Source organism: Microcoleus sp. LAD1_D3 (assembly GCF_036702135.1).
GTDB lineage: Bacteria > Cyanobacteriota > Cyanobacteriia > Cyanobacteriales > Microcoleaceae > Microcoleus.
Window position 1 is genome coordinate 53864 of record NZ_JAUBSB010000006.1, and the last position, 26249, is coordinate 80112.

Below are 26249 nucleotides of genomic sequence, written 5' to 3' on the forward strand. Positions count from 1 at the left end.
ATCGCAATGTCATGGTTCTTGTTCCTCAAATAGAGACGGGATATCTCGGCGACCGCTGACTACACGAAGAATCTCAATCCCATCATCCAAAAGTTGGTAGAAAATGATGTAGCCATCCAAAGGCAGACCTCGCAAGTTTGGACGTATTTCTATATAACTTCTGCCTAAATTAGGAAAGTTGACTAATTGCTGGCAACGACGCGCAAAATCTTGAAAAAAGCGCTCACCGGCTTCGATGTTGTTGGTAGTGAAATAATAATCAGTAATTTCGTTGAGGTCAAGGCTTGCCAGAACGTTGATGAGATAACGTTTCATTGTTGAGTCTCGCGCGCTTGCCGGAAACGATCCAAAATCCCTGCGATAAAGGTTTCGCCGTCAATCGGCGGAGTATGTTCGGACATGGCAACAGCAGCATCTATCTTAACTCGTACACAATCGAGCCATTCGCCATCGGCGCGATCGTACTCATCTAACAATCGCAAAGCAACTTCCAGCACTTCTTCGGCCGAACCATATTTACCAGTTTGCAGTTTAGTTTGGATGAATATCTCTTGGGTTTTTGTCAGAGTAATGCTCATAGTATTGATTTACTCGTTTGCTTTAATTATATCGCATCAGTCCTCGAAACCAGCGATCGGCAAAATCTGGATTTCGGGCTCGATACCACTGATAAGCTCGATCGATCTGAGATTGGCCGATCGCAGCTTCATCTTTCCACTTATCCTACAACTAGCAATTCATTAAACTTATTTTTAAAATCTGACGATACCGTCAACGGCTTGTCAACCTCAGCTTCGTAGAGTTTCCAGACATCTCCCAAACTGAACGATCGAAAAGCTGGAGGCGAACCAATCGCTTGCCAAATATTATCAAATTGTTCCCATGAAATAGGGGAGAAAATCTCAGACTCAGACGCACCCTACAACACAAACTAGAATCATCGCGCAAACTCATAGGCCAGATTCGTGATGCGGCCGCGCCAGTAGGGCAATAGTGAGCCATCAGGCAGTTGCCACGCCACCTCACCGGAGAGCGGAATCCGCATACCCTGTCGCAATTCGTAGTCCCAGAAACGGCCCTGCCAGGGCGCCAACACCAGCCCACCGTTAACTGTACGGGCGCGGGCCTCGGCGCGGATACTGGCGATTAACCCTGCTTCATCAAAGCGGAAATCCAGGGAAACAGCGGTGTCGCCATCCTGTAGCGTTGCTCTGGCCCAAGAATTGTCGATCGCCTCCCAGCGAACACCCTGACTCGGCAGCAGTCTCGTCGGATACCAAGCCGCCTCCGCGAAAAAGCGCATCAGTTCCCCTTTGGCAATTTCTGGAGTGCCGCGGATATCCGCCAGAGTCACCAGGCCCAACAGCGCCGCATGGAGGATGCCTTCGCCAGAAATGTAGGCATCATGAACAAACGCATTGATACCGGGCATCATGGCAATTTGCCCGTCCCAGTCAAAGCCAGGGCGCTGAGTAATTACCAATTGAGTTGAGGTGAAGGCGCTCCATTTTTCTGCGGTTTCGCTCATGTTAAACGTGCCTTCGTGGGAAACCCGCGCTGCTGCAATTAGCGGTTGTCCATCCTGGAGCACCGCGCGAAAGTAGCGCTGCACTGGCTGGGGTAAATCGGCGATTTCCCGCGCATCAAATGTCAGAGGTTTAATCGGCAAGCGTGCAGCTTCCAGAGTGGCTCGCAGTTTCTTGGTACCCAGATGCCAGCGGTATGCTCCAAGGGCGATCGCGCCAACAAGGCCAACTACAAGCGCGAGGATGATTAGTACGATCGCCGATCGCCACATGGTGATTCCTCTTGATACCTAAAAACGAGTTAATCAAGGGCGAGTCTTAAACCCATCGACCCACTACAACTCTCACCGTTCCATCTGCCAAAGTTTCCTCTTCTTCAACATGAAAACCCTCTGACTGCACCGCCGCCATCAAACTTTTGCGCGCGTATTTTTGACTAATTGAATTGACAAATTCCTGCTGATTAATTCGAGCGCCCCAAAAATCCGCCACCAATTCATAATCCTCTCCGCTGCGGCGAAAACCCAAATCGTAACCGTTGGATTGCCGAATCACGTACTCCGCATTAGTTTTGTCGCCCCGATAACCCCGCACCTGCACATTGTACTCTACTTGATAACCCAACTCTTCCAACACTTGATGTAGCAGTTCGCCGTTCTTGATCTGAACCTTGATCGTTGTGAAGTGTGACATATCACTTTCGGATTTTTGTGTGAAACGCTGATTTGATTATAATACTATAAACTGCAACAGTCAATAAGTTAGAAGTGGCGAGTTTAAACCAGGTTTGAGCGTCAGCGAAAGCAGCGCGTTTACAAGCCCCCGGATTCATCTGTGCAGAAATTCAAAACCTAGTATCCGATAACAATTCCCCAGATTCATCCGTGAGTTCGTTTTCTTCAATCCTCCAATTTTTCAAATCTAAAATCTAAAATCGTATGATTCATCCGTGAGTTCGCTTTCTTCAATCCTCCAATTCTTCAAATCTAAAATCTAAAATCGTATGATGGCCGACAATTCTAACCAACCCAGAGAATATGATGCCGTCCTCGGCGGCCAAAGTCAAATCCCGATCGCCGGCGCTGTTTTGGGAGGCATTGCCGGAGTCAAGCAGCGCTTCAACAGTCCTAGTATCGAGTCGCGGATTGCCGCTGTTAAAGATGCTCCTAAATACGGAGGCGCGGGTTTAAATTTAGCACTTGAGGCGCTAGTTGACCCCGCACCCGAAGTGCAGCGAGTTGCTTATTTAATTTTGCGACCGAGGACAGAACCTCTAGTACGCCAAACTTTAAAAGACTTCGTGCCTTACAAGCTTTTTGACTGCATCCGCACTGTCAAAACTGGGACAAATGTTGCGATTAGTCCCGGAGGATCTCGCACGGCGAGTTTGCACGGGAAAATAATTAGAATTTGCGATGTAGAGACAGGAGAAATACTCTATACTCTTGAGAAGTATCCCCGCGCTCAAGAAACTTTTGTCCTTTGCAAAGAAAGCGAAGTTTTTGTGAGGAGCAGAAATACTCCGAAACATCGTGCGATCGAAATTTGGCATGAAGGAGAATTGCGGCATACTTCTCTCGGACCTGAAGCGGAAATTACCGCAATTGTCATCAGTCCTGACACTCAAGTTATCGCCAGCGGTTCGGCAGATACTACTATCAAAATTTGGAATTTAGAGACGGGAAAGTTAATCTGTACTTTTGGCAGTCTTTTAACTTGGGGCGCTCATAAAGCAGGAATTGTTAGTCTTGCTTTTAGCCCGATCGCACAAACTCTCGCTAGCAGCAGTTCTGACGGTACAATTAAGCTGTGGAACCTCCGCAACAGAGAATGCTCCCAAACAATTAAAGGTTATGCGAATTGTCTGGCTTTCAGTCCAGACGGGCAGACGCTGGCTACTGGCGGCTGGGACAGAAATATTCAACTGCGACAGCTATCGAATCCAGATAGTTCAATCACATTGGCAGGGCATTTTAACTCGATAAATGCGATCGCCTTTAGTCCCGACGGACTCACTGTTGTCAGTGCTAGTGCGGATTGTAATATCAAATTTTGGAATGCCAGTAGCGGCGAACATATTCACACTCTTAGCGGACATCAAAACTCTGTTACTTGTCTTACTTTTAGCAGCGATGGTGAAACTATTATTAGTGGTAGCTTAGACAAAACTGTCAAAATTTGGGGAGTTAATTGAAGAAAGAAGGAAGTTCGGCAACGGATTTTGTAACGGATGTAACGGATGGAACAAAGAGGGAAGAGGGAAGAAGGAAGAAGGCAGAAGGAAGAAGGAAGAGGCTATCCGCATGGGGAAAGTGCAATTAAACGCGTCCTAACCGTCGGGCGGGGTGGCTATATTTCAATTTTCCCGATTGCCGATGCCTCAGTGGGTGAATCTACGCAAACAAATATAATAAATTTACAATTCGAGTTCTTGTGCAAGCCGAGGATTGCGGAACTTGTTTTTGTCCTACTACAAATACTTACAGTACAAATACCGATTTGTAGCCATTATTTAGCTTATCATCAATTTGTGAACCGTAGCCATAAAACCCGATCTATCTGCAATTTCTGAATCCTTTAAACTAGCTTTAAACTATCGCATCTTGCGCGAATGAGTATTCTTACTAACTGTAATATTTCACTTAAAAAGTTTATGCTTAAAAGATAGGCTGGCATTAAATATACAGTCCATCCCAGAGTAACCATGTCACACTGCAACCAATCCATCTGTCGTTCCCGCCATTTCGCAGAGATGTGCGATAGTGCTGCCAGTTGGCAGCAAAAAGCCGATCGACTAACGGTAGAATTAAAGAGCACCCAGGATCTGCTTCACGCAGAAATCGATCGGCTCAAACAAGCCAACGAAACCCTTCACGCCGCTGTCAGTTGTGCCCCCGTTTTCCTGTGGGCAACAGATAAAAAGGGCAAGTTAACCCTTGCAGCAGGGAAAGGATTAGAAAATTGGGGACTCAAACCAGGTGCAACTATCGGGCGATCGATTTTTGAAGTTTACAGCAGCCAGCCAGATATCTTAGAAAATATTGCCGAGGTATTAGCAGGAAACGATCGTACTTGGAATGTCCGAAAGGGGCATTTTATTCACGAAATTCGATCGGCAGCGCTGCGAGATGCAAACGGCGAAGTTGTCGGCGCAGTTGGTGTTTCTACTGACATTACCGAACGCGAGCGAGCGACGGCAACTCTGGAAACGGCAAATCAAGAATTAGAAGACAAACTTCCGCAGGAGACGGCACTGTTGAATACAGCACTTGCCGAAAGCGAAAAAAAGTACCGCAACCTCGTAGAAACCTCCCAAGAATTGATTTGGTCGATCGATATTGAAGGCCTCTTGACTTTTGTCAATTCCGCCGCCAAACGCATCTATGGTTACGAACCGCCAGAAATGATCGGACGCCGCTTCACCGATTTTTTAGTTCCCGATCAAGAAAGTAGACCAAGAGAAATATTTGCCCAACTTTTAGCGACAACCAGAATTCAGCCACAAACCGCTAATTCTCCTTACGAAACAGTACACATTCGTAAAGACGGTACTCCCGTCCACCTGCGCGTCAACAGCATCGTCAACCAAGCTGAAAACGGCGCTATTTTAGGCTTGTGCGGAACGGCGACAGATATTAGCGATCGCAAGCGATCGGAAGAAGCACTCCAAGAAGCTACAGACCAACTTCGCGCCGTTTTGGATGCCGTACCGGGACTGATTTCTTGGATCAGTTCAGATTTGCGGTATATTGGAGTCAACCAGCACTTAGCAACCTCATTCAACTTGTCTCCTGAAAGCTTTGTCGGTCAAGAAATAAACTTTCTCGAAAAAGGCTCGACTTTTGGAGAACTGAGCAGAAATTTTTTTGACAGTTCATCTCAGCAAACCTGGCAAGAAATAGACATTAAAATTAACGGTTTCGTCCGCAACTATTTGATAGTAGCTCATAAATATCATCATGGAACCGCAGCAGTTTTCGTAGGAATAGACATTACCGACCGCAAGCGTGCAGAAGCTCTAAAAAACCAATTAATCTGCTCGCTGCAAGAATCAGAACACAAATTTCGTAGCCTTTATGAAGCCACCAGCGACGCAGTAATGTTGCTTGACGAAAAGGAGTTTTTTGACTGCAACCCCGCCACCTTAAAAATATTTGGCTGTAGCAACAAAAAAGAATTTTACGGCAAGCATCCGAGGGAGTTTTCCCCGCCATTTCAGCCTAACGGACAAGACTCATCCAGTCTAGCTATACAGAGAATATCGACAGCAATGCAAACAGGTAGCTGTCGATTTGACTGGGTACACAAACGACTCGACGGTTCAGAATTTTCCGCAGAAGTTCTGTTAAACGCAATGGAAATTAACGGACAAAAATTTCTCCAAGCAGTAGTACGCGATATTACAGATCGCAAACGCGATGAGGATCAAATCAAAGCCTCTCTCGCCGAAAAAGAAGTTCTTCTCCAAGAAATTCACCACCGCGTCAAAAACAACCTCCAAGTTATTTCCAGTTTGCTCAAACTTCAGTCCCGCTACATCCAAGACAGCCACGTTAGTGAAATGTTAAAAGAAAGTCAAAACCGAGTCAGATCAATGGCCCTGGTTCACGAACAATTGTATCAATCCAAAGACTTGTCAAACATTGACTTTGCTGAATACATCCAAAATCTCGCCCACAATTTATTCCAAGCTTATGAAAATCATGCAGAAGGCGTCAACTTGCAAACAAATATTGCGCCGTGTTCTCTTAATATTGATACGGCAGTTCCTTGCGGGTTAATTATCAACGAGCTTGTGACAAATGCCCTCAAATATGCCTTTAAAGGACAAGTTAAAGGTAAAATCAACATAGATTTCACTTTAGATAATAACAGAGTTTGCGTGCTAACCGTGAGCAACAGCGGAATTGGTTTTCCTCAAGACTTAGATTATCGCAAAGCCCGAACGTTGGGTTTGCGACTGGTTGGGTCTTTAGTCAAGCAAATCCGGGGGGGAATAGAACTGTTAGAAACTGCTGGCACAACTTTTAGAATAACCTTTTGTCAACCTAAATTGCAGCCGGAGGAAAAAATTAGTGTCCAACAAAAAAATTCTGATAGTTGAAGACGAAAGCATCATTGCGGAAGACATTTCCGACTGTTTGATCTCTCTAGGATATAGAATAACTGGGATGGTCTATTCGGGAGAAGAAGCGATTGAATCGGCAGCAAAGTTGCGCCCAGATTTAGTTTTAATGGATGTTAACCTGCAAGGAGAAATCGACGGCATTACAGCAGCAGAAGAAATTCGCTTGCGATTTCAAATTCCGGTAGTTTATCTGACAGCTTATGCCGATGAAACTACTTTGCGACGAGTCAATAGTACAAAACCGTTCGGCTATATTGTCAAGCCATTTGAAGAAAAAAACTTGCACACAACTATTCAACTGGCACTCTACCGACATCAGTATGACAGCTTAACAAATCTGCCGAATCGTTCGTTTTTACGAGAAAAGTTAAGTCGAGTATTAGATGGTCAAAAAGAATTGTCAGTCGTCGTTCCAGTTGTCACGCTTAGCTTAGATAAAATCAACCGCATTAACAGTACCTGGGGACACGATATCGGCGACTCAGTGCTTTGCACCATCGCCCAGCGGCTAACTAACTGCATGGAAAACATTGATATTGTTGCTCGTTTGGAAGCAGCACAATTCGCGCTAATTCTTAAACCAGTTGCAGAAAAACAGGATGTAGCTAAGATGGCTCAAAACATTTTAGATATTGTATCCCAAAGTATAATTGTCAAAAATTGCGAAGTCTATGTCACTGCTAGTATGGGAATATGCTTGTATCCCGGAGACGGCACCGACGGAGATGAAATGCTGAAAAATGCTTATATAGCAATGTATCAATCTCAGCAGAAAGGCGGTAATAGTTTTCATTTTTATACGGCAAAAAATGCTAAACTTTTTATTAATACACTTCTTCAAGAAACTTCACTGCGGCATGCTTTAAAAAGCTCAGAGTTTGAAATCTACTATCAGCCGCAAATAGAAATTAAAACAGGTAAAATGATTGGTGCTGAAGCTTTGGTGCGCTGGAATCATCCAGAACGGGGGCGAGTTTCTCCGGGAGAATTTATTCCAATGGCTGAAGAAATGGGCTTGATTGCACCGTTGGGCGAATGGGTATTAGAGACTGTTTGCAGGCAAAATCAAGCATGGAAAAGAGCAGGTTTGCCACCCCTGCGAGTGGCAGTTAATGTGTCAGCCCGTCAATTCGAGCGCAAAAATTTCACGGAAAGAGTGAGGGATATATTAACAGAAACTAATCTCGATCCCAAGTGCTTGGAATTAGAACTGACGGAAAGTCTTGTTTTGCAAGACGAAATTGCAGCAGCTAAAGCTTTTACGGTGTGGAAAGAGCAGGGGATTAGGATTGCAATTGATGATTTTGGAATGGGATATTCTTCTTTGAGTTATCCCAAACGCTTTCCGTTTGATGCGATCAAAATTGACAAGAGTTTTATTCGGGATATTGCAGACGATCGCAAAAATGCAGCGATAACAATAGCGATTATTCAAATGGCACACTGCATGAATATGACGGTGGTGGCTGAGGGGGTAGAAAATAAGCAAGAACTTGATTTTTTGTGCGAGTACGAATGCGACGAAATTCAAGGCTATCTTTTCAGTCAGGCTTTGCCAAGGGCTGAGTTTGAAGCGCTGCTCAAAAGTGATAAGTGCTGGAATTTAGATCAATTCCGGTTGCAATCCTCATGATTGTTGACTGTTGACTGTTGACTGTTGACAACTGACAACTGATAACTGCCCACTGACAACTGACAACTGACAACTGACTAATTTAAAAGATACGATCGCCCAACCAACTTCCCAGCCACAGCCCGAAACCGGAAGTAACCACCAACAGGGTAAACGTGTAAAGCCCGCTGGTAATGTGGATCAACCTTTCTGCGGCTACCATGCGCGCCACAACTCCAGCAATAATCCCGATCGCAGCCCAAGCCCCATAAACACTCTTAGACCCGGCGATAGCTAAGGCTTGGACGATCGCCTCCAAACTCGCCCCAGCCAAAGCCCCCGCCCACGCCCCAATCCCCAGCCCGATCGCACCAGAGAGCCCGACGGGGCCGCGAGAATGCACACCTACTTCCGTCGCCAACCCGCACGTCAAGCCGACAATCGCCCAACACACGGCCGCCACCAGCGCCTTAACCCAATTCCCAGAACCCGTTCCAGCCATCAATCCCACCACTGTCACCACTCCCCCTACAGCCAACACAGCAGCCACGGCCCGATACTGGGCCTCGGAACTGGCGATCGCCCCCAAACCAGCCCCAACAGCGCCCCAAGCAGCCCCTGTGACCATTCCTCCCGCCTGAAAACCGGCGATCGACCCCCCCACCGCCCCAGCCAAAACTAACGCCGCCAGCCACACTCTAGGCATTGCTGAACCCTCCGCCAGCAACATCGCGGCCCACAGCCAATCTGCACCGCAGATTAAAACCCACATCCACAGCGGGGCGGCTGATACAGTCAAAATCCAACCGGTCAAGGCGTAACTCGCCACGGCGATTGCCAGCGGCCACCAAGGGAAGCTTGAATAGTGTTGAGAGGGCCGCACTTCCCTCGGCGCGCTTCGTGGTTTTGAGTATTGAGTTGAAAATTCTTTTTTCTTTTTCGAGATAAGCTTTGGATAGTGTTGAGATCGCAGTGCTTGCCTCGCCACGCTTCGCCCAGGTTGCTTTCTGCCCCGCCACGCTTGACGATTGTGAGTGGTAAATCGTTTTTTGCTTGAAGAGTTTTTTTGAGTGAGAAATTTTTTGGAGGTGGCTTTTGGGCGGGTTTGACTGCGCTGGGAACCAGGCCTAGCGGCAGATTTTCGAGAAGGCCTTCTCAGCGGCTTTTCCGGCGCGGGGGGCGGTGGCTGCTGAAACTGTTGTTCGATCGACCTCGATTCAGGCTGACTCAGAAACGACAGCAACTGCTGGTAAGCTTGATTAATTTCTGTTAATCGTTGTTGAGCTTTTTGTTGCAGGCGGTCGTTGTTGGCAAACCGATCGGGATGCCACACAAACGCTAAATCCCTGTAAGCGCGCTTAATTTCTTCTAAGGAAGTTCCCGGCTCAATTTCGAGGATTTCGTAGCATCGATTAATGTCAGCCATAGGCTTCGGGCAGGTGTTTGTAAATTCGCGTGAAGCGAAGCTATCCCGTAGGGAATCGTACTTAACATCTTCTACTATTCTCAGCCAAGCTGCACAGTAAGCCGAGATCCGATCAAGTGTCAAGCGTCCTCAAGTCTGCGGGCCATCCTTCCGGTCGATCAATGCAGGCGGACAACTGAGTACAATGAGAAAATCCTTTCGTGCGATCGGTAACTGTGTCTGTGTCGGCAAATCAAGCTCCCATCTTCATCTTAGTTGACGGTCACTCCCTGGCCTTTCGATCCTACTTCGCCTTTGCCAAAAGTCGAGACGGAGGCTTGCGAACTACAACAGGCATTCCCACCAGCGTCTGTTTTGGCTTTCTCAAGTCGCTGCTGGAAGTAATGGCGGCCCATGACCCCCAGTACATGGCGATCGCCTTTGACCTCGCCACACCCACATTTCGCCACGAAGCAGACGACACCTACAAAGCCGGTCGTGCCGAAACACCCGAAGATTTTAAGCCGGATATCAAAAACCTGCAAGAACTCCTCACCTATTTGAATTTACCTGCAATAACTGCTCCCGGCTACGAGGCGGACGATGTTTTGGGAACTTTGGCAAACAAAGCCAGCGCGGCCGGTTATCAGGTCAAAATCCTCACGGGCGATCGAGATTTGTTTCAATTAGTAGAAACCGACAAACAAATCAGCGTATTATATTTGAGTACCGATGAACTCAGGCGATCGGGCAAAGGCAAATCCCAAGAATACGGCCCGGAAGCAGTCAAAGAAAAACTCGGCATTTTGCCAGAACAAGTAGTAGATTACAAAGCCCTCTGCGGCGACAAATCCGACAACATCCCCGGAGTTAAAGGCATCGGCGACAAAACCGCCCTGCAATTGCTGGAAGCTTACAATTCCCTTGATGGAATTTATGCAGCCATCGATGAGATTAAAGGCGCAACTAAGAAAAAGCTAGAAGAAGGCAAAGAAGCTGCTTATCATTCTCAACGCATGGCGACAATTGTCCAAGACGTTCCCTTAGAAATCAACTTAGAAGATTGCCAGCTTATAGGTTTTGACGAATCAGCCCTGATTCCCATGCTGGAAAAGTTGGAATTTAAAACATTTTTAAGCAAAGTTAAACAAATTCAAAAACGGTTCGGCGGTGTAGAAGAACCATTGGCAAAGGGCGGGCAAGATGCCCACCCCACAATCAATTCACTGGAGAGTGGAACAGGCATCTTGCCTGTTGCCGACAGTGGAACAGGCATCTTGCCTGTTGCAAAGGGCGGGCAAGATGCCCACCCCACAAGAGATAAGTCACCTCAAACTTCTGAAATTTCAGAAGATGAAGGTGACACATTTTACAGTTTGGCAGAAACCCTAGCCGCCCAGCAGGAAAACAAACTGCCAATTAAACCCCGAATAATTCAAACAACCGAACAGTTAAACGAATTAGTTCAACTGCTGCAAACCTTCACCGACAAAGCCTCACCCGTGGCGTGGGATACCGAAACCACCGCCATCGAACCGCGAGACGCCGAATTAGTGGGAATTGGCTGCTGTTGGGGAACAGGCGAAGAGGATGTTGCTTACATTCCCACCGGACATAAAACGGGCAAAAACTTGGACAAAGCCACAGTTTTAAATGCTTTGCGTCCGATTTTGGAAAGCGAGAATTATCCGAAAGCGCTGCAAAATGCTAAGTTCGATCGATCGATCCTGCGTTGTCAAGGAATCAAACTAGCCGGAGTTGTCTTCGACACCATGCTAGCCAGTTACGTACTCAATCCCGAAACCAGCCACAGTCTCAGCGAACTGTCAAGGGAATACTTAGGCATTGTTGCCAAAACTTACAATGAATTAGTGCCGAAAAACAAAACAATTGCTGACATCAGTATTGTAAAAGTCGCAGACTACTGTGGCATGGATGTGTACACCACATTTCAGTTAGTACGTAAACTTAAAGCCAAATTGAAGAAATTTGATGAATCTAGCTTTCCCGGAAAAACTTTGGAGGGGTTATTGCTGGAAGTAGAACAGCCTCTCGAACCAGTTTTAGCAGAAATGGAATATTGCGGAATTCGCATTGATTCAGCATATCTGCAAGAACTATCGCAACAGCTAGAAAAGAGCTTAAAAGAAATAGAAGAAAAGACTTATCAAGCAGCGGGGAGAAAGTTTAATTTAGGTTCCCCGAAACAACTCAGCGAAATATTGTTAGAAAAAATCCCGGATGAGTTTCAGAAAAAGTCGCGAAAAACTAAGACTGGATACTCTACAGACGCCGCCGTATTGGATAAATTGCAAGGAGACCACCCGATTGTAGACGATTTATTAGAACACCGAACATTATCCAAGTTGAAATCAACTTATGTCGATGCTTTGCCGCAGTTAGTGCGTGCGGATACCGGGCGAGTGCATACAGATTTTAACCAAACTGCAACGGGTACGGGAAGGCTTTCTTCTTCTAATCCAAACTTACAAAATATTCCCATCCGCACCGAGTTTTCGCGGCAAATTCGCAAGGCTTTTTTACCGGAAGCAGGTTGGCTGATGGTGTCGGCTGACTATTCTCAAATTGAACTGCGAATTTTAGCTCATTTGAGTCAAGAACCTGTGTTAATAGAAGCTTACCAAAATAACCGAGATGTGCATACTGTGACGGCTCAACTGTTGTTTGAAAAGGAAGAAATAACTCCCGACGAGCGCAGGTTTGGCAAAACGATTAATTTTGGGGTAGTTTACGGTATGGGGGCGATTAAGTTTGGGCGATCGATGGGCAAGACTTCCAAAGATGGCAAGGAGTTTATTGCTAAATTTAACGCTCGCTATAGTAAAGTTTTTGAATATTTGGAGAAAGTAAAAAAAGAGGCGATCGCCCTCGGATACGTTACCACAATACTCGGCCGCCGCCGTTACTTAACCTTCGAGAGCGAAAGCCTCCGCGACTTAAAAGACCGCAATCCCCAAGACATTCACTCCGATAGACTTAAATCTCTCAGCAGAGATGACGCCCAATCTTTGCGGGCGGCAGCCAACGCTCCCATTCAAGGTTCCAGTGCTGATATCATTAAACTTGCCATGATTGAGGTACACAAAATTTTGCAAAACTATCAGGCGCGGCTGCTGCTGCAAGTTCATGATGAATTAATCTTTGAAGTACCTCCCGATGAATGGGAAGAATTGCAGCCGAAAATTAGAGGTGCGATGGAAAATGCTCCGACAATTATAAGTGCGATGGAAAATGCTCTGCCGAAAAATACAAGTGCGAAGGAAAATGCGCCAGGTATGGTACCGCTGATAGTTGACATCCACGCTGGCCAAAATTGGATGGAAACTAAATAAAACAGAGAAATATGAGCCAAACTAAAATCGTCATTTTCCCAAAAATAAAAACCTTAAGTGCAGTTGCTCTGCTATTGCTACTATTCGGGTGTCCGCAAAAGTTCGCACCGAATAGCTATGCTGTCAAGCGAGTCAGCGACGGCGACACGCTTGTCGCCAGTGATGCCGCCGGGAAAGATATCAAAGTGCGTTTTGCCTGTGTAGATGCACCGGAAGTCGCGCACACAAATGCTGAGAAAAATAGCAAAGCAGCAGCAAAAAAAAATCAATTTAAGTGGGGAAACCTAGCGCACCAAAGAATGCAGCAGCTAGTCAAAAAAGGGGGCGGTCGCGTTGTTTTGACCGTCACGGATACTGACCGCTACGGCCGCAAAGTTAGCGAAGTTCGCTTGCCAAACGGCACATTTGCCCAAGAAGTTTTGACCCGCGAAGGATTAGCAATGGTTTATCGTCCTTACTTGAAAAACTGTCCGAGTGCAAGTGTTCTGGAGCAAGCGGAAGCCGAAGCTAAGAAAAATCGCCGCGGCGTTTGGGGAGATTCTAAGTTTGTTCCTGCGTGGAAATTTCGGAACAGTGATAAATGAACGGAACCAGGAAGTTAGGCAATGGATTGTAGAACGGATTTAATGGATTTAACGGATGGATTTTGAGGAGGGACATGGCATTGCCTTGTCCTGACGGGGAGCTACGACTTTTAAGAATTGGTATAAGATTGATGATTGTCGCAAGATTTTTTTAAATTGGTATTATATTGTTGGCCTGGAATCTGGGAACCTGTATCCGACATTTACAGTCTTGGACTCATTCAGGTCTTGTTAAACCCGGTCTCTACTATAAATCTTAGGTTGAGCTGCGAGGCATCCGCCCAGAAACCGGGTTTCTAGAGCCCGATGCCGATCGCCCTAATTTAGTACAATACAATCAGGACGAGGTTCTGCTCCTACGGTCTGCAATCTGTGGAGTTTCGGCGATAGCTGACGCCAGATTCATCTAAAACCAGACATGAGTTCGATCGCACTTTTCTCCGACCTGTTTTGAGGAAAAGTCAACAAATGTGATAGGCTCCAGATAAACCCATAGACTGCTGACAAAAGCGGTCTATTGCAATCACCCAAAATTAACTTTAAGGGACATCAATGAATTTCAAACATCTGGTTATTTCCGGCCTTGCCCTGCTCCTCGGTACTGCAATTGTAGGAAATGCGATTGCTCAAGAACTAACCGACAACCAAAAAACGGTTATTTGTCGCTTGAAAACAGAAGTTGACCAGCGGAAAGGCAACGGTCAAAAATTAGTATTTGTGCCGTTGCTGGGCCAAGTTCGCAAGCAAGTTTCATCTCCTTTTAGAGCCACGCTGCATCCTAATGTGGAGTATGTTTTTGTTGCCACTTGCGACGGAAATTGTCAGGATTTAAATTTATCTCTCAAGGATGAAAGCGGTCAGGAAATCGCTGTGAGTCAAAAAACAGGCGAACTGGCGTCAATCTCTTTTACTCCCCCATCCCAAGGTCAATATCAAATCACTGCTAAACCGGGCGAATGCACGACGGCAGAGGGTTGCAGTTACGGCCTGGGAATCTTCGTTCCTGCCTCTGCAAACGTACCTAATGCTTCAAGAATTCCTGCGGAGATAGCACAATTTCGACTTTGCCAGTAGAGGAGAACTTACAAGTTGTGAGTTGTGAGTAGAGTTAAGTTGTGAATAACAAATCTAACTCATAACTTGCAACTTATAACTCGTAAATTTTAATGAGTTATTCACAACTTCGCCCAACTGTCAAGCAGAGAAAGCAGTGGAACCTTGCACAGACCCGAAAGTGCCGAAATTGGGTTGGGGATGAAAAACTCTATTTACCCTTACGCAGGCATCAATTAGAATATAGATAATGCCTCTCAGGGTAACGAGTATATTGCCCATGTCTTCAACCTTAGCCTCGAAAAATCAACCCCATCACCCTCCTCAAACAGATTGGAGAAATCTGTTCAGTCGCTTGGGTATCAGGCAGAAAATCGGCTGCGGATACGCCTTGGTCATTGGTATTGCCGTTTTGGGTGCTGTGGCGGGACGGGGAGTAGAATTTTATTACAAACAGCAGGTTCGGGAAAAACTGGCGATCGACCGAGATAAAGGGGAAATCCTGACCAACCTCAATAGTACGGTACAGGAAGTCAGAATTCACCAGCAAAAGCTGGCGAGTCTGACGGCAAAACCGCAAATTTTCGATCGCGAACGCTCGGAATTCCTGACTCGCGTTGCTCAGATGAGCGGCATCCTCGAACAACTGCAAACCTTTCCACCGACGAAGAATCCCGAGGTGGCCAAAGACTACGAACTGCTTCAACAGTTCGTTCAAGCCAACGGCAAAACAGTAGAATCATACTTTCAAGAAGTACAAAAATTGTTGGCGACTGCGAAATTATCTGGTTTAAATCCGCAGCAGCAGCAGGCTTTCCAGCGGAACTTGAACAATTTTGTCGCTGGCAAAACCGCTTTGAAACTCGAACAGTTTTCGCAGGATTCAGCCAAACTGGCCGGCAGCTTTGGCGAGAAAGCAGACGAGGCATTGAGTACCTACGACAAAGCAGAAAAACTCGGAACTCTAATTCTCATTTGCTCTCTCTTGATATCAGCCGCGAGCGCAGCAATTCTAGCAGCATACACCAGCGGGGCGATCGCCCGCTCCTTAGAAGCCACCACCCTCATCGCTCAGCGAGTCACAGAAGAATCGAACTTTGATTTGCAAGTACCTGTCACTACTTCCGACGAAGTGGGAATGCTAGCAATTTCCCTCAACGAACTAATCCAAAGAGTAGCGGAATACACAGAAGAATTGCACGAAGCAAAAGTAGCCGCCGAAGCTGCCAACCGCTCGAAAAGTGCATTTCTCGCCAACATGAGCCACGAACTACGCACCCCTCTCAACGCCATCATTAACTACAGCGAAATGCTGCAAGAAGATGCTCAAGATTCCGGTTCAGAAGACTTTCTCCCGGACTTAGAAAAAATTCAAACCGCAGGCAAACACCTGCTGGATATGATTAGCGACATCCTCGATATTTCCAAAATAGAAGCCGGTCACGTCACCCTTTATTTGGAAAACTTCGACGTGGCGACCATGATTGAAGAAGTGATGACTACAGCTCAACCGCTAGTAGAAAAAAAAGGCAATGCTTTAGCACTGAAAACAAAAGGTGAACTCGGCACAATGTACGCCGACCAACCGAAAGTGCGGCAAATTCTCCTCAATTTGCTCAGCAATGCTGCCAAATTTACCGAAAAAGGCGTCATTACTATCGGCGTGGAAAGAATTAAAATTGAAAAATCTAGATCGGCGAAACAAAATAAAAATAATGATTTTCAGTCGGGTTCAAACTACACTTCTCAAGTTTTAATGTTTCGAGTCAGCGACACCGGCATCGGCATGACGGACGAGCAATTAGAGCAGATATTTAAACCTTTTACTCAAGCTGATGCTTCGACTACCCGCAAATACGGAGGGACGGGTTTGGGATTGACAATTAGCCAGCGTTTATGTCAAATTCTCGGCGGCGAAATTAGCGTCGAAAGCGAGGACGGTAAGGGTTCAACTTTTATTGTCAGTCTCCCGGAACGGGTTGTGATGCAGGCCTGAAGTCAGGCAAGATATGGATTTTGGCACGGATACACGGATTAATTATTGATCATTCGTCAATAGTCAGGAGACAGATATTCAAGGAAAAAGAAAGAGGGAGGAAGGAAGAGGGAAATTTTAAAATGTATTGATATAGCAACCGCCAAGGCTGTTAGGGCATAAAGTGTAAATAGCCCCAATTGCCGTGCGATCGCAAAACCCATCTCCAAAGTTGTACTCTTAAATATCAATACTTCGGACAGTTTTTGATTACCAGCCGTAGAATAAGGGTTTCAAGGCTCCAAGGCGATCGAGCTATCAACCAAAAATCCAGGGTTTCAGACTACGAAATAAAAACAGTTCGGACTATTGAAATATCAGGGCTTATGAATATTACTCGCGTCTCAGTTGACTCAGCAGGCAATCAGGCCAATCAAAGTCCATCGGTATTCTCCGATCCTTCCATTTCGTCCGACGGGCGGTTTGTGGCGTTTGGATCTCCAGCATCCAACCTCGTGCCGGGGGACACTAACGCTAGTAGTGATGTCTTTGTGCACGACACGCTAGCCAATACCACGACCAGTGTCTCAGTTGACTCAGCAGGCAATCAGGCGAACAATTACTCCTTCAGCCCCTCCGTCTCAGCCGACGGGCGGTTTGTGGCGTTTGAGTCTGGTGCCACAAACCTCGTACCGGGGGACACTAACAATACAAACGACATCTTCGTGCGGGACTTGTTGACGAATACTACCACCCACGTCTCAGTTGACTCAGCAGGTAATCAGGGGAACAGCCTTTCCGGCAATCCCTCCATCTCAGCCGACGGGCGGTTTGTGGCATTTTTCTCTTATGCCACAAACCTCGTGCCGGGGGACACTAACAATAGCGGCCACATCTTCATGCGAGACTTGTTGATGAATACTACCACCCGCGTCTCTATTGACTCAGCAGGCAATCAGGCGAACAAGTATTCCGGCGATCCCTCCATCTCAGCCAACGGGCGGTTTGTGGCATTTTGGTCTGAGGCGACAAACCTCGTACCGGGGGACACTAACAATAGTGGCGACATCTTCGTGCGGGATTTGTTGATGAATACCACTACCCGCGTCTCTGTTGACTCAGCAGGCAATCAAGCGAAGAAGGAGTTCTACGACCCCTCCCTTTCAACCGGCGGATCCTTTAGCCCCTCCATCTCAGCCGACGGGCGATTTGTGGCATTTTGGTCTGGTGCCACAAACCTCGTGCCGGGGGACACTAACAATAACGCCGACATCTTCGTGCGCGACACGCTAGCCAATACCACCACCCGTGTCTCAGTTGACTCAGCCGGCAATCAGGCGAACGATTACTCCTTTGACCTCTCCATCTCAGCCGACGGGCGGTTTGTGGCGTTTGGTTCTAGTGCCTCGAACCTCGTGCCGGGGGATACTAACAATAACGCCGACATCTTCGTGCGGGACTTGTTGACGAATACCACCACCCGCGTCTCTGTTAACTCAGCAGGCAATCAGGGGAACAACGGGTCCTTCGAGTCCTCCATCTCTGCAGATGGGCAGAGAGTAGCGTTTTCATCTGAGGCCAGTAACCTCGTACCGGGGGATACTAACTTTACTTTCAATAGTCGCCTCGATGTCTTTGTTTCTGACACCGGTAGCACTCCAGGCAATAACCCTCCTGATAACAGCATCAACGGCAGTCCCGACAACGACATCCTGACTGGCACCAGCGGCAACGACATCATCAACGGTGTGGAAGGGAATGACGTACTTATGGGTTTGCGAGGCAACGATATTCTAGTCGGCGGCGACGGCAGCGATATCCTGAATGGTGGCAAAGGTTTTGACACCCTCAACGGCGGTGGGGGCAACGATATTCTAGTCGGCGGTGGGGGCAACGATGTTTTTGTTTTAGGTATCGGATTGGGAGTTGATACAATCGTTAATTTCGCCAAGTCTCAAGATACCGTGCAATTAATCAATGGTTTGAGCTTCCGACAGCTATCAATTGCGCCGGGAACTGACGGCACATTAATTACAATAGCCAGCAGCGGTGAAGTTTTAGCTTCTTTGATAGGTGTTCCTCCCAATCTCATTGGTTCTGAAGATTTCATCTCGGTCTAGAGATAGTAAAATAGCACTCCTTGCAGGAGTCGTAAATTTTTACCCCACCCCAGCCCTCCCCTTACCAAGGGGAGGGAGTAAGAAATTCACAAATGATTTAGGATTGCTATATAGGGGTTCTACGTAAGTTTTGATAATTCCCAGGTTAAAACCTGGGAATATAGCAAGCCTAAAGAACGAAGCTTTGTACAAAAGTAGTTTTCAAGACTCCTTCAAAAGTCCGTTCTGTCTTGTCCACCAGCACAACGACATTGCGGCCGTTCGGAGACAAACGAACTTCTCGGATTGAATAAGAGAACACCCAATCTTGAAAATTGTTCAGCGTTCCGAGGACACGCTGCCGACCGTTATGATTAATTACAAGACGCATTGCCGCGCTTTCTCTGCCAGCCGAAGCATTTTTTTGCCGCTGTTCCAGGCGAATTTGTAAAGGCTTTGCTGTATTGACTTTGACGGCGATTGTCTCGCTTCCATTGGCTCCGGGAGTACGAGAAATAATGTTCAGTTTAGTTCCAGCTTTGGGAGGAGTTAACTTCAAAGTTTGCCTGCTATTCCAACTTTTTTTAAGCAAGTCATCTTCTGCCATTTTAGTGCTTTTATTGGAGTCGGGTTCGCCATATTTAGTTTCGATACACCCATTTTTGATGCAGGAATTTGCAGCAACTTGGACAATTTGCAATTCTGCTTTGGGAATTCCCGCTCCTGTATCTCTGGAACTTTCTAGATACAAGTAGTAATTGCTGTCGGCGGAAAAACCAGACATCCGGTGTGCGGCACGCCAGGTATTTGCCAAAGCTTCAGGGGCAAGTGCGATCGCGGCACTTGCTATAATACCTAACCAAATTAAAGGTAAAATTTTCATAGCTATATTTTGCAGGTGTGAGAGTTATAGCGGCTGTTATTGATGAGTAAAACAATAACGCTTTGGGTTTAGCTATAGGACTGTGACGCTTCTCAAGTCCTCTCTCCTATTTACAGAGTGTTTCTCCATTTTCCGCAGCAGGAAACTGTTTAAGAATGTGCCGTTTTTTCCAGTGGCACTAGAAAGCATTTTTAATGTGAGAGTTGCTCCTATCCAAGAGTCCAACTTTTAGGGGCGAGAGTTTGCTTTTCCTTGCGAGAGACTGCTACACAGGACGGAAATACCTATCTACAGATAGGGGAACACCGATCCGCCCCCCCTCCGCAACTCCCTACAATGACAATTGTACGAGCAATAAAGCAATTGCCTCTACAGCAGCCATCATTTTCAATTCAGGGAATTAAAATTTATGCAACCGAATAATCCAAACCAATTTACAGAAAAAGCCTGGGAAGCCCTCGCGCGCACCCCAGAAGTTGTCAAAGCAGCCCAGCAGCAGCAGCTAGAAAGCGAACATTTGATGAAAGCTTTACTGGAACAAGAATCGGGACTTGCTAGCAGCTTATTTAACAAAGCGGGAGTTTCTGTAGCAAAATTGCGCGATCGCACTGACGAGTTTATCAGCCGCCAGCCCCGAATCACTGGAAGCGGCGGCAACGTTTATCTCGGTCGTTCTCTCGACACTTTGCTCGATCGCGCCGACACTTATCGCAAAGACTACGGCGATGAATTTATTTCCGTCGAGCATTTGATACTAGGGTACGTTAAGGACGATCGCTTTGGCAAAAACCTACTACAAGAATTTAAACTAGATGAAGTCAAGCTCAAAGATATCATTACCCAAGTCCGGGGGAAGAACAAAGTGACCGATCAAAATCCAGAAGGCAAATACGAAGCGCTGGAAAAATACGGCCGAGATTTGACAGAAGCGGCGCGTCAAGGCAAACTCGATCCGGTAATCGGAAGGGATGACGAGATTCGCCGCACGATTCAAATTTTAAGCCGTCGCACCAAAAACAACCCCGTACTAATTGGGGAACCGGGAGTTGGCAAAACTGCGATCGCCGAAGGACTCGCACAGCGAATTATCACCGGAGATGTGCCGCAATCTCTCAAAGACAGACAATTAATTAGCTTAGATATGGGCGCATTAATTGCCGGGGCAAAATTCCGGGGAGAATTTGAAGAACGCTTGAAAGCGGTGCTCAAAGAAGTGATGGACAGCAACGGCAAAGTCATCTTATTTATCGATGAAATTCACACCGTTGTCGGGGCCGGCGCAACTCAAGGATCGATGGATGCCGGCAACTTGCTCAAACCCATGTTAGCGAGGGGAGAATTGCGCTGTATCGGCGCTACCACTCTTGACGAATACCGCAAGTATCTCGAAAAAGATGCTGCTTTAGAACGCCGTTTTCAACAAGTTTATGTTGACCAACCGACAGTTGAAGATACGGTCTCTATTTTGCGGGGTTTGAAAGAACGCTACGAAGTTCACCACGGCGTTAAAATTTCTGACAGCGCCCTAGTGGCGGCGGCTACTTTGTCTACTCGATATATTAGCGATCGCTTCCTTCCAGACAAAGCCATTGACTTAGTGGACGAAGCAGCCGCTAAACTCAAAATGGAGATTACCTCCAAGCCGGAAGAACTAGACGAAATCGACCGCAGGATTTTGCAGCTAGAAATGGAAAGACTGTCGCTGCAAAAAGAAAGTAACGCTGCTTCGATCGAACGCTTGGAAAGACTGGAAAAAGACTTAGCCAACCTCAAGGAACACCAAAACGGTTTGAATGCCCAGTGGCAATCGGAAAAAGGTGTCATCGGCAGCATTCAAAAGATTAAAGAACAGATTGATAAGGTGAATATTGAAATTCAGCAAGCTGAATTAAAATATGACCTGAACCGCGCTGCTGAGTTGAAATATAGCAAGTTAACCGAATTGCAAAAACAATTGCAAGAAGCAGAAGCTCAACTGTCAGCAACTCAAACCACAGGTAAAACTTTGCTGCGGGAAGAAGTTACAGAAGGTGACATTGCCGAGATTATTTCCAAGTGGACGGGAATTCCGATCAGCAAGTTGGTTGAATCGGAAATGCAGAAACTTCTGCACTTGGAAGATGAACTGCACAAGCGGGTAATTGGACAGGATGAAGCGGTGACGGCGGTTGCAGATGCAATTCAGCGATCGCGCGCAGGTTTAGCCGATCCCAATCGTCCGGTTGCGAGTTTTATCTTCCTCGGCCCCACGGGTGTAGGGAAAACTGAGTTGGCGAAAGCATTAGCGTCTTATCTGTTCGACACGGAAGAAGCGATCGTGCGAATTGATATGTCGGAATACATGGAAAAACACGCGGTTTCGCGGTTAATTGGTGCGCCTCCGGGATACGTTGGTTACGATGAAGGTGGACAATTAACTGAGGCTGTGCGGCGTCGTCCTTACTCAGTGATTCTATTCGATGAAATCGAGAAAGCGCACCCGGATGTCTTCAACATCATGCTGCAAATTCTGGATGACGGCCGCGTTACCGATGCTCAAGGTCACACAGTAGACTTTAAGAATTCTGTGATTATTATGACATCGAATGTCGGCTCTCAATACATCTTAGATGTGGCGGGAGATAACGAAGAAATGCGGAGTCGGGTGATGGAAGCGATGCGGGGAACTTTCCGCCCTGAATTCCTGAATCGGATTGATGAGATGATTATCTTCCACGGTTTAAGTAAAGCCGAACTGCGGCAAATCGTGCAGTTGCAAGTCAAGCGCTTGGAAAAACGGTTAGCCGATCGCAAAATGTCTCTGAAATTGTCGGAATCTGCGATCGACTTCTTAGCAGAAATTGGTTACGATCCGGTTTACGGTGCGCGGCCTCTGAAGCGGGGAATTCAGCGGGAGTTGGAAACGCAAATGGCGAAGGGTATTTTGCGGGGAGATTTTGCTGACGGCGATACCATTTTTGTGGATATCGAGAATGAAAGGTTGGCGTTTAAGCGGCTACCGGCTCAGTTGGTGACTGCGAAATAATTTGAGTAAGGTGGGCTGCGGCCCACCTTATTTTTTTGAGGCGATGGTTCTTTTTTTTTACCTCAGAGGTAGGCGGATGGGATTTGGGCGATAGTTATTAAGGGCGATCGCTTTCTGATTTATCTTTTTTCAACTCTTGACGTTCTCGAACAGATTTAGTTAGCAGGTACGTTGCCAAACTGCTAACGGATCTGCTTTCTTCTTCTGCCCATTCTTCGAGAGCTTTTTGAATCTCTTCTGGCAAGTATGCGGTAACTCGTCCCCGTGAAGCCATTGATTGCACTGCAAAACATTTCAACACAGTCCATCTTACGCTGTTTTGAGTTAAGACCGATAAAAATATTTCATTTTAAGTTATTTTATATTATTGTACGTCATTATGTGTTAGAATGCGACCTGTAAACAGTCAAAAGCCAGCCCCTTACTGTCCAAGGTTCCGGGCTGGCTCTGGCTCCAACAATTCACTGGAGACGGATTCTATTATGACGTACAAAGAACGCTTGTGCTGTTGGGCGATCGCCCGTTTGTTACCCTCTGAGCAATGGATAATTGTTGCCCGCTTCCGCAGTCGTTCAGATGCAGACGGGCATTTTCAGTTTTTGCGACAAACTATACCCCACGTCAAGTTTGAGGTTGTGTTCGATTTAAGCGGGGACAGCAACCGTTTATCGGCGTTGGGCCGCTCTGCCAATTCCCTCGCCAGCGGGTTATAAACTGTAATTTTCCGGCTGTTTTGAGTTGATTCAATTTGGGCGATCGCACTTTTTTTGATAAGTGCGATCGCTTTTACCAAGTAAGTCCCAAACTTTTATGATAAAATCATAGTAGCGATAAGTTTATTCACTCGACAATATCCAATTATTCTTTAACAATATGCGATCGAAACTAGAAATTACCGAGCAACACAAAAAGGTTGATGCTGCTGAAGCAGAAATCCGCGACAAGCAGCAGCTAGTTAATTACGATACCAAAGAGTATCCAGTCGAAATACTCGTTCAAAAATATATGGAAGGAAAGGATGATGATACCAATGAGTTGTTCATCCCCGACTATCAACGTGAAATGGCTTGGGATGAAGCAAGGCAGTCAAAGTTTATTGAGTCTATAATTTTGGGACTGCCAATACCTTATATTTTTGTTGCTGACATCCATGAGGACGAAAACGATGAAGCCCGTTTAGAAATAATAGATGGTACACAACGCATTCGGACTCTAACTAGATTTATCAATAACGAATTAACCTTGACAGAATTAAATAAAATACAGACTTTAAATGGATTTAAGTTTGCTGATTTGCCCCTGGCACGTCAGAGGCGCTTCAACCGCACGACACTTCGGATGATTCAACTAACTGAAAGTGCAAATGAAGAAACGCGAAGAGATTTATTTGAACGCATTAATACAGGTAGCGTCGATCTCAACGAGATGGAAAAGCGCAGAGGCATACTGCCAGGCCCGTTTCTTGAACTGATTGAGGAACTATCTAAACATGAGCAGTTCCGAAAATTATGCGCTTTTTCTGAGTCTGCTATTCGCAGCCGCGAACCGCAAGAATTTGTGTTGCGTTTTTTTGCATTTTTAAACAACTATCAGAATTTTAATAGTAAGATAAACAAATTCCTTGATGACTATCTGAAGCAAGTAAATGCCGCTCCGAAATTCGAGCGCGAAAAAATGCGGGCAGAATTCGAGTCAATGCTAAACTTTGTAGAAAAATATTTTCCTCAAGGATTTCGCCAAGGTAAAAATGACGCGAGAACCACAACTCGGATTAAATTCGAGTCTCTGGCTGTAGGTGTTGCTCTTGCTTTGAGAAAAAACAGCAATCTTGAGCCAAAGTCAACAGAATTGCTCACTTCAGAAGAGTTTAAAAAATACACGAAATCTACTGCTAGCAGTTCTCAAAATAAAGTAGCTTCACGCATTGAATATGTCCGCGATCGACTGCTAGGCCAAAAATGAATACTGTACTCTTAGATTTCAATACACGCGCCCAAGAGGTAGAGGATTACTTTATATTTTTAGAGAACTTAATCAAACAAACCACTAAGTTAGCTGTCGCCGATAGTGCTGGACAATATCAAATACAAAGTCTTAATCCTGAGTTGGCAAAAACTCTAAAAGCCAATGGCTTGTTGTTATTGTATAACTTAGTTGAATCCACTATGCGAAATGCCATTGTAGCCATATTTGATGAGTTAAAAAATCAAGCAATCTCCTTCGATCAACTAAAACCAGAAATCAAAATGATTGTTCTTCAAAATCTTAAAAACTGTTCTCCGGATAAAATTCATCAAGAAATCAATCAAATATCTACAGACATCATCACAGCTACATTTGACAGCGAAAAACTATTTTCAGGGAATGTGGATGCTAGGTTGATTAAAAAAATAGCCGAAAAATACGGTTTTTCATATCAAACAGACTTTGCTAAGACAAAGAACGGGAAAAACCTTGTAGATATTAAAGAAAAAAGGAACGACTTAGCCCACGGAGATAAGTCTTTTAAGGAAGTGGGGCAAGGTAAGACTATTGAGGATCTTTTAGAGATTAAGGAGGAAGTCATAGAATACCTACGTCAAATACTGGAGAATATTAAAACTTATCTTGACAATCAAGAGTATTTGGACGTAACTACAGGTAATCCTTAATTTTAGGCTAAGAAACCGGGTTTCTCGGATGATTTAGGTTGGGTGGCGAGATATCTCAGAAGAAACCCGGTTTCTGGGGATGATGCGAAGGCTACTGCCGCACCATCACAGACTTAATTACAGCATTCGGGTGATACTTATTAGTCTGATAAAATCCCCCTTTACCAGCGCCATAAACTCCCCCAAATTGTTTGCCTTCAGCCTTGGGAACAAACATAATGTTTCTAGTGGGTTGCTTGGCAAATACAACCCCTTCTCTCATTTCATTATCCACGTTATAAGATAAAGTAGCCTTGCCGTAAATTGCCTCAGCTTGTTTCAGAGTCATTCCCGGCCCGACGCCCTGAACAGTTTTATAATTAGAATTCTCAGTCATCAAAAGTTCAATGACATCGGTATCTTTTAGCTTTGTACCCGCAGCGTAGATAATCCGATATTGCACTTTTCCCGACTGGCTGACAGCCACAGCATCAAAGTCTACCATAAAAGGAGACTGAACTTTAAACTGCGACGTAGAACCCAGAGCCTTTTTCAATCCTCCGAAAGTCATCCCCACCTTCGCCGCTCCAATTGTGCGATCGGAAATTGTTAAACTTGCAGCAGGCGTTTTTTGAGCAGCATTTGCCGCTTCTCCCAGGACATTTGTAGCCCCAGGCGCAACAGTGGAACCGGGAGTCGAAATTAAAGCGAGGTAACTGCCGATCGCCAATAAAACAGCTATCATTGATCCAGACAAAACTTTAACATTCAACATGACTAATTCTCCTAGATTTCAAATGCGACTATCTACCCGCATCTTTTGGGCTATCCTGGGCATCACCCTCCTAGTTTGGATTCTCAGAGGTGTTGGTCTCTTGACATTCATTCCCGGTGGTGTCATTTGGATACTGATTTTGCTTTCTTTTGTTGCGGGCATCCTCAGCACTTTACTCCGTAGGTAAGCCAGCATCCGGCA

At 45.9% G+C, this 26249-nt stretch carries 21 protein-coding genes; 13 read left to right on the forward strand and 8 right to left on the reverse strand.

Annotated elements, in window-relative coordinates; translation table 11 throughout:
- Positions 1-9: 9 nt before the first annotated feature.
- The 4 genes from QUA74_RS05155 to QUA74_RS05170 all read right to left on the reverse strand — a co-directional run bounded on the left by QUA74_RS05155 (position 10) and on the right by QUA74_RS05170 (position 2219).
- A complete protein-coding gene (locus tag QUA74_RS05155; RefSeq protein ID WP_333325715.1) occupies positions 10-315 on the reverse strand; it encodes a type II toxin-antitoxin system RelE/ParE family toxin in 306 nt (101 codons plus the stop codon).
- Positions 312-578, reverse strand: a complete 267-nt coding sequence (locus QUA74_RS05160) for a type II toxin-antitoxin system ParD family antitoxin (protein WP_333325717.1) — start codon at positions 576-578, stop codon at positions 312-314. The genes QUA74_RS05155 and QUA74_RS05160 overlap by 4 nt, the downstream gene beginning before the upstream one ends.
- Positions 579-937: 359 nt before the next feature.
- Positions 938-1798, reverse strand: coding sequence for a DUF6920 family protein (locus tag QUA74_RS05165; protein ID WP_333325720.1), 861 nt, complete (start codon positions 1796-1798; stop codon positions 938-940).
- Positions 1799-1844: 46 nt separating this feature from the next.
- Positions 1845-2219: a DUF1257 domain-containing protein gene (locus tag QUA74_RS05170; RefSeq protein WP_333325722.1), complete on the reverse strand. Its 375-nt coding sequence runs from the start codon at positions 2217-2219 to the stop codon at positions 1845-1847.
- 310 nt (positions 2220-2529) lie between these two features.
- Here QUA74_RS05170 and QUA74_RS05175 point away from each other — a divergent pair, with 310 nt between their 5' ends.
- The 3 genes from QUA74_RS05175 to QUA74_RS05185 all read left to right on the forward strand — a co-directional run bounded on the left by QUA74_RS05175 (position 2530) and on the right by QUA74_RS05185 (position 8287).
- Complete coding sequence (locus tag QUA74_RS05175) at positions 2530-3720, forward strand: WD40 repeat domain-containing protein (RefSeq protein ID WP_333325725.1); 1191 nt, start codon at positions 2530-2532, stop codon at positions 3718-3720.
- A 510-nt stretch (positions 3721-4230) separates the two neighbouring features.
- The gene (locus QUA74_RS05180; protein WP_333325726.1) at positions 4231-6630 is read left to right on the forward strand and encodes a PAS domain S-box protein; all 2400 of its coding nucleotides are present in this window, start codon (positions 4231-4233) and stop codon (positions 6628-6630) included.
- Positions 6602-8287 (forward strand): EAL domain-containing protein, encoded by a 1686-nt coding sequence (locus tag QUA74_RS05185; protein ID WP_333325729.1) that lies wholly within the window; start codon positions 6602-6604, stop codon positions 8285-8287. The genes QUA74_RS05180 and QUA74_RS05185 overlap by 29 nt, the downstream gene beginning before the upstream one ends.
- A gap of 82 nt (positions 8288-8369) precedes the next feature.
- Here QUA74_RS05185 and QUA74_RS05190 read toward each other — a convergent pair whose 3' ends face one another.
- On the reverse strand, positions 8370-9692 hold the full coding sequence (locus QUA74_RS05190) for a J domain-containing protein (protein ID WP_333325731.1): 1323 nt from the start codon (positions 9690-9692) through the stop codon (positions 8370-8372).
- A 200-nt stretch (positions 9693-9892) separates the two neighbouring features.
- Here QUA74_RS05190 and polA point away from each other — a divergent pair, with 200 nt between their 5' ends.
- From polA to QUA74_RS05215, 5 genes are all read left to right on the forward strand, one after another.
- Positions 9893-13024 (forward strand): DNA polymerase I, encoded by a 3132-nt coding sequence (gene polA, locus QUA74_RS05195; RefSeq protein ID WP_333325733.1) that lies wholly within the window; start codon positions 9893-9895, stop codon positions 13022-13024.
- An 11-nt stretch (positions 13025-13035) separates the two neighbouring features.
- A complete protein-coding gene (locus tag QUA74_RS05200; RefSeq protein WP_333325736.1) occupies positions 13036-13608 on the forward strand; it encodes a thermonuclease family protein in 573 nt (190 codons plus the stop codon).
- 552 nt (positions 13609-14160) lie between these two features.
- Positions 14161-14682, forward strand: coding sequence for a hypothetical protein (locus QUA74_RS05205; protein WP_333325739.1), 522 nt, complete (start codon positions 14161-14163; stop codon positions 14680-14682).
- Between the two features lie 259 nt (positions 14683-14941).
- Positions 14942-16657 (forward strand): ATP-binding protein, encoded by a 1716-nt coding sequence (locus tag QUA74_RS05210; protein WP_333325741.1) that lies wholly within the window; start codon positions 14942-14944, stop codon positions 16655-16657.
- 365 nt (positions 16658-17022) lie between these two features.
- Positions 17023-18756 (forward strand): calcium-binding protein, encoded by a 1734-nt coding sequence (locus tag QUA74_RS05215; protein WP_333325744.1) that lies wholly within the window; start codon positions 17023-17025, stop codon positions 18754-18756.
- A 169-nt stretch (positions 18757-18925) separates the two neighbouring features.
- On the opposite strand, the gene QUA74_RS05220 is transcribed toward QUA74_RS05215, so the two are convergent.
- Complete coding sequence (locus QUA74_RS05220; protein WP_333325747.1) at positions 18926-19618, reverse strand: DUF2259 domain-containing protein; 693 nt, start codon at positions 19616-19618, stop codon at positions 18926-18928.
- A gap of 409 nt (positions 19619-20027) precedes the next feature.
- On the opposite strand from QUA74_RS05220, the gene clpB reads away from it, so the two are divergent.
- A complete protein-coding gene (gene clpB, locus QUA74_RS05225; RefSeq protein ID WP_333325749.1) occupies positions 20028-22643 on the forward strand; it encodes an ATP-dependent chaperone ClpB in 2616 nt (871 codons plus the stop codon).
- Between the two features lie 97 nt (positions 22644-22740).
- On the opposite strand, the gene QUA74_RS05230 is transcribed toward clpB, so the two are convergent.
- Positions 22741-22917 (reverse strand): ribbon-helix-helix domain-containing protein, encoded by a 177-nt coding sequence (locus QUA74_RS05230; RefSeq protein WP_333325752.1) that lies wholly within the window; start codon positions 22915-22917, stop codon positions 22741-22743.
- A gap of 208 nt (positions 22918-23125) precedes the next feature.
- On the opposite strand from QUA74_RS05230, the gene QUA74_RS05235 reads away from it, so the two are divergent.
- The 3 genes from QUA74_RS05235 to QUA74_RS05245 all read left to right on the forward strand — a co-directional run bounded on the left by QUA74_RS05235 (position 23126) and on the right by QUA74_RS05245 (position 25294).
- Positions 23126-23356 (forward strand): hypothetical protein, encoded by a 231-nt coding sequence (locus tag QUA74_RS05235; protein WP_333325755.1) that lies wholly within the window; start codon positions 23126-23128, stop codon positions 23354-23356.
- A gap of 160 nt (positions 23357-23516) precedes the next feature.
- Positions 23517-24605: a DUF262 domain-containing protein gene (locus QUA74_RS05240; RefSeq protein ID WP_333325757.1), complete on the forward strand. Its 1089-nt coding sequence runs from the start codon at positions 23517-23519 to the stop codon at positions 24603-24605.
- A complete protein-coding gene (locus QUA74_RS05245) occupies positions 24602-25294 on the forward strand; it encodes an MAE_28990/MAE_18760 family HEPN-like nuclease (RefSeq protein WP_333325760.1) in 693 nt (230 codons plus the stop codon). Before QUA74_RS05240 ends, QUA74_RS05245 begins: the two co-directional genes overlap by 4 nt.
- Before the next feature lie 91 nt (positions 25295-25385).
- On the opposite strand, the gene QUA74_RS05250 is transcribed toward QUA74_RS05245, so the two are convergent.
- Positions 25386-26048: a hypothetical protein gene (locus QUA74_RS05250; RefSeq protein WP_333325762.1), complete on the reverse strand. Its 663-nt coding sequence runs from the start codon at positions 26046-26048 to the stop codon at positions 25386-25388.
- On the opposite strand from QUA74_RS05250, the gene QUA74_RS05255 reads away from it, so the two are divergent.
- A complete protein-coding gene (locus QUA74_RS05255; RefSeq protein WP_333325765.1) occupies positions 26047-26235 on the forward strand; it encodes a hypothetical protein in 189 nt (62 codons plus the stop codon). The two genes, QUA74_RS05250 and QUA74_RS05255, sit on opposite strands and share 2 nt — an antisense overlap.
- Positions 26236-26249: the final 14 nt, after the last annotated feature.